At 56.4% G+C, this 15,252-nt stretch carries 12 protein-coding genes and 3 pseudogenes; 5 read left to right on the top strand and 10 right to left on the bottom strand.

Features of this window, described 5'->3' with window-relative positions:
• Positions 1-508 precede the first annotated feature (508 nt).
• Positions 509-2,590 carry a glycogen debranching protein GlgX gene (gene glgX / locus ASC96_RS16205; RefSeq protein WP_060504183.1) on the top strand — a complete coding sequence of 694 codons (2,082 nt, stop codon included), beginning with the start codon at positions 509-511 and terminating at the stop codon, positions 2,588-2,590.
• Between the two features lie 453 nt (positions 2,591-3,043).
• On the opposite strand, the gene ASC96_RS16200 is transcribed toward glgX, so the two are convergent.
• From ASC96_RS16200 to ASC96_RS31755, 9 genes and pseudogenes are all read right to left on the bottom strand, one after another.
• The gene (locus ASC96_RS16200; protein ID WP_060504182.1) at positions 3,044-3,490 is read right to left on the bottom strand and encodes a hypothetical protein; all 447 of its coding nucleotides are present in this window, start codon (positions 3,488-3,490) and stop codon (positions 3,044-3,046) included.
• Positions 3,491-3,710: 220 nt separating this feature from the next.
• A complete protein-coding gene (locus ASC96_RS16195; protein ID WP_060504181.1) occupies positions 3,711-3,983 on the bottom strand; it encodes a hypothetical protein in 273 nt (90 codons plus the stop codon).
• Between the two features lie 36 nt (positions 3,984-4,019).
• A complete protein-coding gene (locus tag ASC96_RS16190; RefSeq protein WP_060504180.1) occupies positions 4,020-4,415 on the bottom strand; it encodes a hypothetical protein in 396 nt (131 codons plus the stop codon).
• A 745-nt stretch (positions 4,416-5,160) separates the two neighbouring features.
• Positions 5,161-5,409 (bottom strand): annotated as a pseudogene (locus ASC96_RS16185) (isochorismatase family protein); the annotation flags it as partial.
• A 769-nt stretch (positions 5,410-6,178) separates the two neighbouring features.
• Positions 6,179-6,421 carry a hypothetical protein gene (locus ASC96_RS16180; protein WP_060504178.1) on the bottom strand — a complete coding sequence of 81 codons (243 nt, stop codon included), beginning with the start codon at positions 6,419-6,421 and terminating at the stop codon, positions 6,179-6,181.
• Complete coding sequence (locus ASC96_RS16175) at positions 6,421-6,624, bottom strand: hypothetical protein (protein WP_060504219.1); 204 nt, start codon at positions 6,622-6,624, stop codon at positions 6,421-6,423. Before ASC96_RS16175 ends, ASC96_RS16180 begins: the two co-directional genes overlap by 1 nt.
• 174 nt (positions 6,625-6,798) lie before the next feature.
• Positions 6,799-7,033: pseudogene (locus ASC96_RS16170) on the bottom strand (DUF763 domain-containing protein); the annotation flags it as partial.
• 114 nt (positions 7,034-7,147) lie between these two features.
• Positions 7,148-7,687, bottom strand: coding sequence for a DNA-3-methyladenine glycosylase (locus ASC96_RS16165; RefSeq protein ID WP_082512109.1), 540 nt, complete (start codon positions 7,685-7,687; stop codon positions 7,148-7,150).
• Between the two features lie 382 nt (positions 7,688-8,069).
• Positions 8,070-8,464 (bottom strand): annotated as a pseudogene (locus ASC96_RS31755) (PIN domain-containing protein).
• 217 nt (positions 8,465-8,681) lie between these two features.
• Between ASC96_RS31755 and ASC96_RS16160 the strand changes: the two are divergent.
• The 4 genes from ASC96_RS16160 (at position 8,682) to ASC96_RS16140 (ending at position 15,085) form a co-directional block, all read left to right on the top strand.
• Positions 8,682-10,427, top strand: coding sequence for a tetratricopeptide repeat protein (locus tag ASC96_RS16160; protein ID WP_060504218.1), 1,746 nt, complete (start codon positions 8,682-8,684; stop codon positions 10,425-10,427).
• A gap of 734 nt (positions 10,428-11,161) precedes the next feature.
• Positions 11,162-11,527 carry a DUF4180 domain-containing protein gene (locus ASC96_RS16155; RefSeq protein WP_060504175.1) on the top strand — a complete coding sequence of 122 codons (366 nt, stop codon included), beginning with the start codon at positions 11,162-11,164 and terminating at the stop codon, positions 11,525-11,527.
• Between the two features lie 499 nt (positions 11,528-12,026).
• Positions 12,027-13,340, top strand: a complete 1,314-nt coding sequence (locus ASC96_RS16145; RefSeq protein ID WP_244482094.1) for an adenylate/guanylate cyclase domain-containing protein — start codon at positions 12,027-12,029, stop codon at positions 13,338-13,340.
• Positions 13,341-14,161: 821 nt separating this feature from the next.
• Complete coding sequence (locus tag ASC96_RS16140) at positions 14,162-15,085, top strand: homocysteine S-methyltransferase family protein (RefSeq protein WP_060504172.1); 924 nt, start codon at positions 14,162-14,164, stop codon at positions 15,083-15,085.
• Between the two features lie 73 nt (positions 15,086-15,158).
• Here ASC96_RS16140 and ASC96_RS31750 read toward each other — a convergent pair.
• On the bottom strand, positions 15,159-15,252 hold a 94-nt coding region (locus tag ASC96_RS31750), incomplete at its 5' end, for an IS3 family transposase (RefSeq protein WP_156397529.1).

Below are 15,252 nucleotides of genomic sequence, written 5' to 3'. Positions count from 1 at the left end.
CCGGCGCGAACCGCAGATAATGGTGCCCCAGGTAGTTGACCTTGCCTTCCCGAAGAAAACCGTTCAGGAAATAGCCGTTCCCGCTTCTATCAACGGCAGGAGTCTGGCTGATGGACGCCCATAAGGGACTGGCCGGGGTGCGCTCGGTCAAGAAAGCCACGATCTATACGATTTCCCCGAGCTATTCTGTACAGTCGGCCGCGGGTCTCATGGCCGGAGCGGGCGTCGCTTTCCTGCCAGTGGAACACCGCCCTGTTGGTGCCATAAAGCATTCTCCGCGCAGGACGGACAATGATCGACTGACAAACCCAAAGGGTTCATTGTTGTCGATGGCGCCCGGCAGCTGGCCGGGATCCTGTCACTGGAAGACATATCCCGCTCGGATCCGCTGTTGGGTGCGCGCGTGGTCGCGACCCCACAATACCGCGGTCACCCGACAAGCATCTTTAAATGACGCATTTGACGCGGAATACCCGGAAAAATCCTGGACTTAAAGGGGAGCGGATTCATGAAAAGGGGCCCTGTTGAGATCCAACCGGGACGGTGGCAGAAATTGGGTGCCATCCCTGACGCCGATGGCGTCAATTTCGCGCTGTTTTCCGCACACGCCGAATCGGTGGAACTCTGCCTATTCGACGAAAATGGAGAGACCGAAACCGCACGGCTTGAACTGCCGGAATTCACCAACGAAATCTGGCACGGTTACGTGCCTGGACTAAAGGCCGGTGCGCTCTATGGATACCGCGTGCATGGACCCTACGATCCATCCGCCGGCCACCGGTTCAATGCCAACAAACTGCTCATTGATCCCTACGCGCGCGAGTTGGTCGGCGACATCACGTGGTCAAATTCGCATTTTGGCTATGACGTCGGAAGCCTGGACAAAGACCTATCGTTTAATCGAAGCGATAGCGCCGCTTCCATGCCGAAGTGCCGTGTGGTCGAATCGAAAAACTATGACTGGAAATCCGATCGCCCTCCCGCGATAGCCTGGTCCCGGACCATTTTTTACGAAGCCCATGTGAAAGGGTTCACCCAGCTTCATCCGGCTGTTCCGGAAAAACTTCGGGGCACGTTCGAGGGGCTCGCGGACAAGGCGATTGTCGACTATCTGAAGTCCCTTGGCATTACCTCGGTGGAGCTCCTGCCCATCCATTACTTTCTTGATGACAAACATTTGATCGACAAGGGTTTGCGCAACTATTGGGGTTACAACAGCCTCGGATTCTTCGCGCCGGCGAGCCGCTATTATGGCCCGCGCGGCATGGACGGCCTTCGCGACATGGTGCGCGCGCTGCACGACGGCGGTATCGAGGTCATTCTCGATGTGGTCTATAACCACACAGCCGAAGGAAACGAGCTGGGCCCCACTTTGTCCTTCAAGGGCATCGACAATTTCTCCTACTATCGGACTCTACCCGACGATCCTCGTTACTACATCAACGACACTGGCACCGGAAATACCGTCAACACGTCGCATCCGCGCGTCTTGCAGATGATCACGGATTCGCTGCGTTATTGGGTCGAGGAAATGCATGTCGACGGATTTCGTTTTGATCTCGGCACTATCCTTGGCCGCGAACCGGAGGGGTTCGACCAGCGTGGTGGCTTCTTCGATGCGGTAACACAGGACCCGGTGCTAGCCACTGTCAAACTTGTGGGCGAACCTTGGGACATCGGGCCTGGCGGCTATCAGATCGGGGGCTTTCCGCCTGGCTGGGCGGAATGGAATGACAAATACCGCGACACCATGCGCGACTATTGGAAGGATATGGATGGAACCGCACCCGAGTTCGCCGCGCGCTTCATGGGATCGGCGGATATGTACGATCTGCGAGGACGACGGCCTTGGTCCAGCGTCAACTTCATTACCGCCCACGACGGTTTCACCCTCAACGACCTCGTTTCCTACAATGACAAGCACAACGAGGCGAACGGGGAACACAACAACGACGGACACAGCGACAACCGCAGCTCCAACCATGGCGCCGAAGGTCCAACCGACAATGCGGCGATCAACGCCAGCCGCGACAGGCACAAACGTAACCTCCTCGCGACGCTGCTACTCTCGCATGGCACGCCGATGCTGCTTGCCGGCGACGAGTTCGGCCGCAGCCAGCTCGGCAACAACAATGGCTACTGCCAGGATAGCGAGATTAGCTGGGTGCATTGGGAAGGCCTGTCGGGCAGCGCTGAGGAGATGCGTGATTTCGTCCGACAATTGATCAAGCTGCGCGTCGAGCAGCCACTGCTTCGCCGTGAAAGCTGGCGAGACGGTCTGACAGCCACCTGGGTCAATGCCGGCGGCGGGGAACAGACACCGGAGCACTGGCAGGACGAAGGAAGCACGACGATTGGTCTCCATCTCGGCTGCAAGAATATGACAGTGACGAAAGGCGCCTGGCGTGAGCTGCTATTGATTTTTAACCCGCACGATGGGCCTGTACCCTTCAGAATGCCGCGGTCGGAGTTCGGTAGCTGGACCCTTGTGCTCACGACGGCCCAGATGAACGAAGCGGACAACCTCTCCAGTAAGGAGGCCGTCGTCCAAATGCCGCCTCGCAGCTTGGTGCTTTTCTCGGCAAATTGAGGCCGAGGAGCTTGGTCGAGTAAGTAAGCGCAAGAACCCTCAATTCGGGAATTAGCCATTTCGGTGTGCGGGAACAAAATCCCACACGGTCGTTTTCGCCATCGCTAGAAAGCGGGACCTCGGGTATGCTGAAAGGGCCCGCAGAGGGTGAACAAGTCTGGGAATCGGGCGGGATGCGGCTTTTGCACACGCTCGTCCTCCGCAACTCGGCGAACAGATGCGAAAATTCGTAGCTCTAATCACTCGTCACATCGCCGTTTTGATCCCTAAACTTAAAGTAGGAACTAGACTTTGCCGGGCGCTCCCCGGGTCAGACACGCATGTTGCAGATAAAGTTCCGCCGCGGGCAATATAACTTTCTCTGGGTGCATCGTTTTGAATTCAAACGCGTTTTCACCGATCAGGTTTATTTATGTCAAACTCATTTCGGGGAATCAAACGAGCCTGCGAGCGTCAGACTTGAACCGGTTTGATGGTATCGACGCTGATTTCGCCCTCGATCACCCCGCGTGGGAAATCACGGCGCGCATGGTCCACCTCAATGACGGTATAGAGTTTTTCCGACCGGAACGCACTCGCGTTGCTCGTCGTCACGCCCTCGGCAGGAGCTGAATCGATTTCCATGAAATCAAGTTCTCGTTCGGCAGCAACGATGCGCGCATCGCCCGTTGTCCGAGCGGCGACCAACACTTGGCCCTGGTAAGGCGAGTTGTCCCACCGCGGGTCGTTGGCTTCGGCTATGGGAACGAGGCGATAGATATTCAGGAGTTCAGCCTCTTTCCCCGAAGTGGTTGACGAGTCCAGAACCTGGGCACGGCTCTCGACAGACTGACCGAATTCGGTCGGACTGGTTCCAGTTGAAGGGCCAAGGTGGCTCTGGTCGTTCGTTGCGTTCGACATCGGAGGGCTCCTTATGAATTAACGTTGTCGGAAGAGGATCAAGCAGTGTGATTCCTGTCAGGGACGGCAGGCTTTCAATCTCATGACGCCAGAAGACCTTCGGCTGCGCAGTGTCTTCCGCCCTTTCTCGGGTGGAGACGAGATTTTCGTCTAGCACCGCGCGGCGCTGTTCCGAGCCTCACGTATTTCATGGCCCGATCTTTCGACCGATTGGTGACGATCATCGTGTGACCCCGTACAAAAAGCCTAGGAAACCGACTCCAACCGCAGCCGTAATCGGCTGCGAACGCACCTTGGCGCGGAACTCTTCAGTCGCCAGGCTGCCCGCTGCGGACGCAGCGTCCTGAAGCGAATCCCTTAACCGGGCGACTTCCGACCACAACGCCCTGAGTTCTTCCTGATTGTCGGCTTTCCAGTCTGTCGCCGCCAGCGCTTCATCGACGAGCGGTGCTGGCTCTTCCGGAGTGTCTGGTGCGACCTGATGATCTGTCATGTTTAAACTCCTATAGGAGGTTTTTTCGGAGGTTTATTACTGGGTTTTCTCGGTGCCCGTCGGAGCGACCGATTGCGAATCGCCACCCGTACCAGATTCAGCCGTGGGATCTCGATCTGTTGGCGAGGTCTGCATGGTTTCTCCAGCAGGTGGAGTGTTGTCGATGACCTTCTGATCGGTCGGTGTGACCACCGCCTTCGTACCGTGCGTGGTGGTTTGCTTCGTTTCCGTGACGGCGTCATTATCGACCGCCTCTCCATACATCCCCGCGATAGCCCAGGCGATGGCGGCCAACACGAGACCACCTATCAGCACCATCAGTACCGGTCGCCCAAGCAATCCCTGCCGCGCCTGCACGGGCGTAGCTTCCACGATCTTCTGCGTCTGCACACTTGAAAGCGTATCGCCGCGTTCGTCCTTGAAGCTATTCATGGATTATTCCTCTTTTTCACCTTCCTTAACCAATGGCGCGCGGGAATGTTCCGCCGGTTTCAATTGCCTTCGGAACGCGACATTCGCCCGATCTCGCGAGAAGGTCGTCGGAAGAGGCAAGCGTCTCTCCAGTTGGTGGAAAGTCCTCGGCAAAGGGGGAGTTCCACGCTCGTCCAGCCGAGTCGCGCGAACTTGGCGATAACGCGCGCGCTTTCTCTGCGATTTCGATCTCGCCGTCTGTCCAGAGCTGTGACAGCATCATGAAATCTGTGTCACCGTCGATCTGGCTGTCGGCCGCCTTGGCTTCGCGCTCAAGGCCGGCCTTACGAAAGACCGGCCGCGGCGGCCAGCGCTCATTTCACAAGCCCCCCGCCAGCAGGGCTTTCTCGATCCCTGCTGGATTCCCTCTCTTTTCTAAAGGAAAAGGAGTTGAAAGGGGATCGCTGGCGGCTGGTGCGCTTTCCTGGGTTCAATTTTTCGCGCGTTGTTGGAATGACGCGGTCAAACCCTAGGAGAGGGCAATAGGCAAACTCGAGGAAATGCCGACATCCATTCGGCTGCGGGCGGCCGTTCCAGCTCCGCGCCATTGTTGACTAAGCGCAAAAACACTATTTCAAATTTCGACCGCCGCCTGCAGGTGGCGACATTCCAGCGGATATACCGGCGCCTCAGCGATCCTTGCCCAATCGCGTAACCAGCGAATAGCAAGCACACGCTCCTCAGTGTAGTGTCATTCGCGATCCTATCAGCCGAAGACATTTCTCAGGAACTCCTCAGTCGGTTGGAGGTCGAGCTGAACCGAAAATCTGTCGCCGAGCAGTTTTAGCGATGCGTCGTGTGTAGCGTCCTCCCCACTGCACGCTCCGTAGGATAGCAAGACAACACGATACCCAAGATCAACTGCCCCAACCACTGCGGCAAGGACACAGACATCTGTTTCACCACCCGTGATAACGAGTGTTTCCACCTCCTCACGAGCGAGGGTGGCATGGAGACCACCTTCGGCAGCACGCTGGCCATCCACTGGACGGCCATAGCGTGTCTTCAGCGAACAGGCGCTGCATGTCGATACCAGGTGCTTCCAGTTGCCCAACTCAACCATAGATGCGGTCTGCTCCTCTGTGTCCTTCAACTGGCTGAAACCAAATCAGTTCCGGGTTGTGCGGAACAAGTGTCGGATTAACCAGCTCCGTTAGCTTCGAAACAAGAAGGGCTTGAGGGCTGCAAACAAGACCGAGAAATTTCGTCATCGAATTACGCAACTCGCATGCCATCGAGAGCCAAGCTCTATCGATGATGAAGCCGCAGCTTGAGCACATCGAAAAGCTATCCGGAGCTGACTTAAAAACTGGAGCAACGTATCCGCGACGAGGGACATTCCGCGTTGAAGGACTGAGTGCGTTCATTTAGAGCGGCATGGCGGGAATTGGCATAAGATGGCAGGCGATGAGATCATTGAGGATTCTCTAGCCAACTTCGCTTCGAGAAGTTGAGATATCCGCCTTCTCCATGCTGACGATCGCTGACATCGGAGAATACGCTCCACGAAGACGAGGACCCGAGAGTGGACGGAGGGAGGCGGGCGAATTTGAGGTGCCCGCTCTGGCGGGCTTTTCTGGTGATGATTGATGAGATCGTCAAGAGCCCAAGCATTTATCCAGAAACTGACTCCGCCCCCAGCGTGTAAGCACGTGCGTGCTGTGAGAGGGCGTCACCCAGTTGGCCCGAGGAGCGGGCGACGTGAGGAATAGCCTGCATCGTGACTATCCCTTGAAGTCGCCTTCCTCCATCTCGCGCTTATCATAGTTTAGATCCCATTCCTTGCCGACCGGTTTCGCTCCCGGAGGAGCTTTATGTGCTGTGGCATCATCAGAGCCCGTGATGACCCGCGGCTTTGCGCTGGCCACCCCGTTATTGTTACTGCGCTTCAGGCCTCTGGCATACTGACCCTTTGCATCGTCGTGGATTGTCTTCACGGGTGCTTTGTCCTTCACAGGCCCTGACATCACTTAGCTCCCCCCGTTTTGCCCGCGTCCGTGGTTTTGGAGCGATCGGGATCGTTCAGATTCTCTCCCGCTGCGTCGCGGTCGGTTTCCGGGTTGTCTACCGCGGGAAGATAGCCACGCGGGCGGGTTTCTTCGGGTCCTTCCCAACGCGGCGATTGATCTGTGGTTCCGGGGATGCCCGGTTTTGGTGTTTCCTGTTTCATCTTTTTTTCCTCCAAATGGCGTTTTCGCGATTTCATGCACACTTAACGGCGGGCCGCTTCGGATGTTCCGTCCATGCCGATGATAATGAACCTCGAACGGGAACCTAGCCGCTGGGAGCTTCTGTCACAAAGGACCCGCGGGGACGTCATTCCGAGCAAGCCACATGACCACGCCGTGGTAATGCCGGAGGAATGCCAGTCCATCCCCATGACGGCGCCGAAAGACTGGAACCAGAACGGGCATGCCAGTCGGCGCAAAATCTCCTCGCGTCCATACTGCTGGACAATCGCCTCGGTAATGACAGCACCGACTCTTGTCATCCGCCCACCAAGGCCATTTGGGCACGCGTCCGTCCCGCAATGGAAGATCCACGCTACCTGCCCGCTGTGTCGGAAAATCGTCTCCGATCGGTTTCCGACAGGCATTGCGGGATAAGCACCTAGGCCCGCGACCGCCCCCGGCAATTATATCAACCCAGCCGTTGGCTAACTCCCAATACAATATGGAGTACAGAGCGTCGTTTCACAGCTTTTTGCTTAAAAATGGCGAACCCCTAACACCGAAACGCCAGCGCACATCGGCGGCTTTGGTGATACCAATGCGACATCCGGATGATGCCGCCCATGGCTCAGACGGGAGGCTTACATGAAAAGGGTCCGCAGCCAGCGATCGGCCGTTGAGTTCACCCGTTGCGGCAAGCGCCTGGCACAGGCGACCAGGTCCGGAACAAAGCAAAACAGGGCTTTCCAGCGCCCGTCTCTGACGCATAAGATCCAACCCGGTTGTCGGTTCCAGGGCGCGGATCAAGACGGCGCTTCCCTCCTGACAGACAAAATTCAGGCACCAGTGTATGCCGTAGGATCGGTAAATGTAGAGCGTCGCCGGAGGACCGAACATCGCCCGGTTCCGAGCGGTTTGACCATTATAGGAGTGGGACGCCGGATCCTCATCGGTATAGGCTTCCGTTTCCACGATCAGGCCGCCAACGCCCGCAATGACAAACTCTGCACCGATCAGATCGACAGCGACGACGGGCGCAGGCCGGTCAAAAAAAGTGCTCATCCAGTTTCGGTCAGGTAGCATCGATAACTCTCTCTCTTTCAGCAGCCACACAAGGAAATTTATAGCCCTCGACTACAAAGTTATTGACCGTCCTATCGAGCGATTTCGGGGCGGCGGCGGCCAGAGCAGCGTCGGATTCCGAGAAATCTCGCTCATGGGGCTAAGCCGATTTTCGTCCTGTGGCGCGGATGCGAAATTCTTGCCCACAGGGCGAAACGTAATGAGCGTTTTTTAGTGCAAAATCCCCTCAAACCGCACCGCCCGCCACTTCAATATTTCGTCCGATAACGTTGGATTATCCGTCATTATAAATGACGATCGCGAGAGTGGCGGTATTGTCGCGCAGAACCCTAATTTCTTTTCCAAGACTCTGCGCCGTGTCTCAGCACGGCGCTTGCGGATTATCGATATTACGGGCAGCTAGGCGGCCGCCGTTCACCCGAGCAATCGCCGCGATCATTCCATCAGGTGCCGACATTCCCCGCCCCCTAAGAGCGGCGCCGCCCATAATTTCGCTGTAGGCAAGTGCGGCTTCAAACCGAAAATCCGATCGGCGAAACGATGGCGCCAGTCGAGCAATCCCTGTTCCAACCGATCGGCACGCTGAGCCGGTCTTACGTTTTGTATCCCGAAAGTAAATCTCAGCGATCGTGACCGTCGGAAGGGCCAGCTCCGCATCAAACCGCATCAGCCATTCGATGACCGGCTCGTTTGACGCTTTTTGAAAGTCTCGGAAACGACATTGCTATCAAGGAAATCAAAGTTCGACGCCCCGATGCGGACGGCGACTTTCGCGGACGACAGCCTCGAGGTCGAGGTCAGTCCCTGATTCAGCGCTCAAGCAAGTCTCTGCCTCCGATTGACATGCCGAGCGCGGGCACGGGATGCCCATGACGGTACCCAGTTCTAACGACCTTGCGGGCAGAAGAATGACGCCACGAAAATTGTGGCGTGCTATATACTGGTTAGCCACGAAATCGACGTGGGGGTGCCGATGGAACAAAAGCTCTCGGTCATAATGGCGTCAGACGTCGTTGGATACAGCCGCCTGATGGGCTTCGATGAGAGAGGCACCCTGTCGACTCTCAAACGGCACCGACATGAACTCCTCGATGTCAAAATCGCCCAGAATCATGGGCGGATCGTCAAGCTCGTCGGCGACGGGATGCTGACAGAGTTCCGGACCGCCGAGGAGGCAATTACCTGCGCTGTCGCAATCCAACGAGAAATGCGGACAAGGAACGCGGATGTTTCCCCCGATCGCCGAATTGAGTTTCGGATTGGCATTAACATAGGGGATATCCTTTTTGAAGATGACGATGTGTATGGTGATGGCGTGAACGTTGCATCGCGCATTGAAACGATCGCTAAGCCCGGAGGCATCGCGGTATCCGCATCGATGCGTGACACCGTGGGCAACCGTCTGAATATCGGCTTCGAGGATGCAGGTGAGCAGAGATTGAAGAATATCGATCGACCGCTCCGCGTCTTCAATGTCCTTTTTGATGATTACAAAACTGCGCAACCGAAAGATGCCCCCGGTTCGGCCTTGGCAGTGCCACCGGCCTGCATACAAAATGATCTGGGCTCCGAGTCGAACAGAACGATCCTGTATGTTTCAAGGTTTTCAAACCTTGGCGGCGATCCAAACCAGGATTACTTTGCGGCGGGCATTGCGGAGGATGTCGTGACCGCCTTGTCGCGCTTCTCGCGGTTGAACGTGATAGTTCGACCACCCCGTTTAGAGCCCCGCCCTATCGGATCGACTACCTATTACATCCTTGAGGGCAGTGTCAGACGGCTCGGCAATCGAGTCCGAGTGAATGCCAGCCTGACCAACGTTTCTGGCGAACATATCTGGGCGGAAAAATACGACTTCGACCTTGTCGACGTTTTCTCCATTCAGGACGAGCTGGCTCAATCGATCCCGGCCGCGCTAAACGTCAAGATCGAAGAGGCTGAACGTCAACGCGTTCTTGCTAAACCGGTGTCTGCTCTGAGGGCCTATGACTTTTATTTGCGAGGGAAGCATCTTCAACAGAGCCGGCGGCCGGAGGACATCGGGATAGCGAAAAAGATGTTCGTTGCCGCGATCGCGGATGATCCGAATTATTCACGCCCATACCTGGGGCTCGCCTGGATCGAGCTGCTGAAGCTGAAATGGAATGAAAGCGTCGACATTGACTTCGCACTGGCCACTGCGTTCACATGGGCGAGCAAAGCACTGCAGCTCAACCCCTCTGAATCCGACGCCCATTTTGCGCTTGGCGTAATCCACTTATGGAGAGGGGAGACTGAGCGTGCCATAGGATGCTACGATCGGGCTCGCGAACTCGCTCCTTACAACTGTGATCTGCTCGCCGAGTATTGCGATGCGTTGGGCTATTTAGGGCGTCTTGAAGACGCGATCAGGATCGGCGAAATGGCCGTGCGTCTCAATCCAAGTCGACCCGACTGGTACCTGTGGGACATTGCGGCCAGCAAGTATCTTTCCGGTGACTATGTTGGTGCGCTGTCTCTTCTAGAAAAAATGACAGAGCCAGGGCCTGCATATCGACTACTGGCGGCAACATATGCACAATTAGGGCGGTTGGACGAAGCGAGCAGCGCAGCGACCGAATTGCTAAAAATCAATCCGGACTTTTCGATTAAGCGATACATGACCCGAGCGCCCTATCGGGATAAGGCGCTCCTCGCTAAATATGTCGAAGGACTGCGGATGGCAGGATTACCGGAGTAGGCACGTGATCAACTGCTTAATTTAAGGGAATTCGTCTGGGGCAGTTATGCTTGCATGTCGATCCCCCTGATTGTTACTCGTTCGCTTCCCGGTGTGTCGGCGGCAGATACGCGGCGCTTCAAGCCGCTCCTACTGAACAACAATTGCTTGTTGATGGAGAGGAGAGATCGGCGGCGTGAACCGATGCTTCCGCAGATCCGGAACACTGTTTGGTCGAAAGCAAACCTAACGCATCCAGGTTCGCACAGCTGCATAAAATGGCATTGCGGCAGCCTCTCCTGCCGAGAGCCGCGCTCTATCGGACGTGCGATAGGCTATGCCATCTGCAATATTTGATAGGGCGATGTCAGAGGCTCAGTTAAGCGGCGATCAGCAGTCCGCTGGTGACCGCAAAATCACGCGCGAAATAAGGCAATTATTCGCTGACCTCGCGCTCTCGGACTTTCCAAGCCGGAGCGATTATTGTTCTCGCTTATTTCCCCGGAAAAAGTCCTGCTTTCATTGCAGGGAGCAGTAAGCGCAATTTTCTCAGAACTAAGTTCCGAGTGATCGATTGACGATGGTGTAACTCGCGTCATGTCGACAATCCAGCCGGGCCAGTCGCTCGATGTGAACCCGACGGAGTGGATTTCAGATATGGCCCGTTTGCACCACAAGCGGCCGCTGCGGAAGGCCGTTGTTCAGCTTTGTTCTCTCGGTTAAATGAGCATAAGAGAGAAGCCGAGGAAGTTTTCATGAGCACAGAGAACGGTATAGGCCTCAGCTTGTTTTTTGTCGATACTGACGGCCCTGTCTTCGGGACTGAGCAAGATGCACTGGACCTGTTGGGCCAAACCTATGGCAAGGAAATTGATGTCATTGTTGTGCCCGCCAATCGTTTCTCACCTGATTTTTACGACCTCAGCAGCAGACTTGCGGGACATTTTTTTCAGAAAATGCAGGACTACCGGATGCGTCTCGTGATCCTCGGCGACATTTCTGTCCCCATGGCGGCAAGCAAAGCGCTTCGTGACTTTGTCAGCGAAACCAACCGGATGGGATATCATCTCTTTGTTGCTGAGCGGACAGAACTGGAGGACAAGCTGCGCCGGAATGATTGATTCTTCACCTTTCAAAGGATGCGCAGAAAACATTTCATCTCAATCGCCTTCAAGCTTCCCGATCTAAAGGGACATCCCTTGTTGATGGAGACGACCGCTTCGAGCCGTCGAACCAACCCGCTGCGCGAGAGGGCGTCTGGGGGTTGAAATCGAGGTTCGGGCTGCAGATCGCACCTGAGTTGAACATCGTCTGGTAAGGGCGGAACATGACGAGCTTCTTCAACAAGGGAGCCTCACTATGCAGGCCCCCAACCCGCCTGTCAGCCGCTGCGCCAATAGTTGATTGACGACATATCTTCCTGACGTCGATAGCCAGCCAACCTTCCTCGGGCGTTCAACCGACGGCGACCGCCGACGACTGCGCCGGTTCCAGATCATGTAGCAGAAGGATGGCGTTCCCGCACCAACCATAAACAGCATCGTTAGTCGTGCCTTCCTCACGATAATATGCTATGTTTCTGCCATGCGACCGAGTACGCGCTATGCAAAAAGTGGTGAGTTGAACATCGCCTATCAAGTGATCGGTGACGGGCCCCTTGATATCATCTACGTCCCAGGCTGGGTGTCGAATCTTGATTACGCCTGGGCATTTCCACCCGTGGTGCACATGTTCGAGCGGCTGAGCGCTTTTGCCCGGCTGATCCTCTTTGACAAGCGCGGAACCGGGCTCTCGGACCGCAACGTCGGTTATCCAACTCTTGAGGAGCGCATGCAAGACATGCAGGCAGTCATGGATGCGGCTGGCTCGCAGCGAGCTGCGCTGATGGGCACGTCCGAGGGCGGCAACCTTTGCATGTTGTTCGCGGCGACTTATCCGGAGAGGTCCATCGCACTTGTTCTCCACGGGGCCTTCGCGAGAGGGCTTTGGTCGGAGGACTACCCTTGGGGCAAGACCCGTGAGAAGGTTGAGGAAGAGCTGGTCGTCATCGCGCGGGACTGGGGTGGACCATTCGATCTCAGTAACGGAGCACCAAGTCTTGTCGGTGACCGGGAGGCGCGCGATTGGTTTGCAGGTTTCCTGCGCAACTCGGCCTCGCCGCAGGACGCTGTGTCTCTCTGGCGCTGGAATACCGAGATCGACGTTCGCGGCATCTTGAGTGCCATCCACGTTCCCACGCTCGTCCTTCACAGAACTGGCGATCGCTGGGTGCAGGTCGAAGAAGGCCGCTATCTCGCCGATCGGATACCGGGGGCAAAATGGGTAGAACTGCAAGGTGATGACCACGTGATCTGGGCTGGTGACGCGGATCGTACATTGGATGAGATCGAAGAATTCCTCACCGGTATCCGCCCGCAGCCGGCCTCTGAACGCGTTCTTCTCACTGTGCTGTTTACCGACATTGTCGGCTCTACGTCCATAGCCGCCAAGCTGGGCGATCGAAGCTGGCAAGACTTATTGCGCCGCCATGACGAAGCGGTGCGCGTCGGACTTTCTCGCTACGATGGCAAGGAAATAAAGACGATGGGCGACGGCGTTCTAGCCACTTTCCAGCAGCCAAGCCAGGCTATACGTTGCGGTTGCGCAATCCGCGATAGCGCGGCAATGTTGGGACTGGGTATTCGTGCCGCCCTACACACTGGCGAGTGTGAAAGGCGCGGTGGCGAATTGGGCGGGATAGCCGTCCATCTTGCTTCGCGCCTTCTAGCTCACGCCGATGCCGGAGAAGTCGTGGCCTCGGGGACGGTGAAGGACCTCGTCGTTGGCTCCGGCGTTGCGTTCGAGACACGTGGTGAAACGGATCTGCGTGGCGTTCCTGGAAAGTGGCACATCTACGCTGTAACCGTTGATCCGAAGCGTCCTGACGATTGGTGACAGGCTCCTAATCGTTGCATTTTCCGGTGATTGACGGCTGTTAACGCATTTGAGCCGCGCCAGTAATTCACCTGAAGCAGCCATCGAATCTTAAGTCTGCGATATTGACGCTGATTACGGACTCTGGGGCTTGCGAGTTTGGCAACGCGGGATGCGTGACTGAGGGAGTGGGCCATTCGTTAGCAGGTCTCGGGCACGCTTCGCAACCAATTGGGCCACTGCATCATTAAACCGAATGACTGGGTTTCGAACAATCAGTCGCTGCCGATCCTGATTTACGGGGCCGTGTTACTTGCAAAGTTCCTTGCAATGTTGACCACAGATGTACTGGCGGCGGCGTGAGTGACGAGGGAAGTTGATGTGAGTTTCGCCGGCCTTTTCTCTTTTTGGCAGTTCCCCGTCGAAAAAGTTGATGGGTCAGGTCCCGCATCAGGTGCTTTGTGTTTTAGGCATCACTGATATATAATTGCGGATAAGAATAGGGTTACTCTGGCACGAACAAATCTGAATGGCCTGATGCAGTTAAAGTCCGGTACTCGGATGGACCATTCGACGGAAAGGTGGTTACCGAGAACGCGCGCGTTGCCTTCATTCGTGGCAGCAAAGAGCGATGTGATGCAGGCTGCGCAGACCCGGTCGATCTAAAACCACCTCGACCTCGACTCCCGGTCCCGACAAGAGATGTCGGCCACCAGAAAGGGGGCTGACGGCCATGGGCGGGAGATCAACACCAAGGCGAGGGCGTGTGCAATACCCCCGTCGCGCTGTGCGTAGTTCTACCGCGTCACCAGAATTTAATATATTTCCTTGGGAAGGATATCATGGATCTAGTTGACCGCCTCTTGTTATCAACAAACCCCTTCATTAGCGACGGGGGCATGGAGACCGACCTCATCTTCCACAAGGGCGCCGATTTGCCGCTGTTCGCCTCGTTCGTCTTGCTTGACAGCCCAGAGGGTCGCGAGATGCTGCGGAGCTACGCGGTTTCTTATTTCGACATGGCCCAAGCAGCGAGCCGAGGCTTTGTGATGGGCACGCCGACCTGGCGGGCCAATGGCGGCTGGGGGCCGAAGCTGGGACTGGACGACGCTGGCATCCGAAACATTAACCGGCGCGCTGTCGCGTTTGCACAAGATTTGCGACGCAGCCATCCCTGGCGTGACCACATATTGATCGAGGGAGCGCTCGGGCCAGCCGGCGACGGCTACGCTCCCGAGCACCTTTTAACCCCGAGTGAAGCGGCCCACCTGCACACCGCCCAGCTCGAGACCTTTGCCGAGGAAGGTGTCGACATCGCATCAGCATTTACCATCACGCATCCTGGCGAGGCGATCGGGATGGTCAACCGGGCGCGTGAACTGGGCCTGCCTTTTGCGCTTTCATTTACAGTGGAGACCGACGGACGTTTGCCGACCGGGCAAGACCTTGACTCGGCACTGAGTGAGGTCGAGGCCGCAACAGGAGGCTACGCTCGCTATTACGGGATCAACTGCGCTCATCCTGATCATTTCAGCAAACTAATGCCGTCGCGTTGGCTCAGCCGGATCGGCATGGTCCGGCCAAACGCCTCGCGCCGGAGCCATGCCGAATTGGATGAAGCCACCGACCTTGACGACGGTAATCCACAGGAGTTCGGCACGCTTTACGCTGAAATGGCACAGCGCCTCCCTGGGCTGCGCGTTGTGGGCGGATGCTGCGGCTCAGATATTCGGCACATCAAGGCTTTGATCGCGGCGGGGGTCTGAGCCCCAAATGTCCAAGTGTTGGTTTTCACGCGGAACTGAGCCGGTGGGGATGCGGATAAAAACTTGGACTGATTTATACGGTTAGGCCAAGGCTTTCTCGATATTCGACCGGACTGCGTGAGCCCAGTGATAATTTGATGCGCTTTTCATTGTACCATCGGATGTAC

The sequence above is a fragment of the Rhizobium sp. Root1204 genome (assembly GCF_001424965.1).
In the GTDB taxonomy this organism is placed as follows: Bacteria; Pseudomonadota; Alphaproteobacteria; order Rhizobiales; family Rhizobiaceae; genus Pararhizobium.
This window is presented reverse-complemented; position numbering and strand designations above follow the sequence as displayed.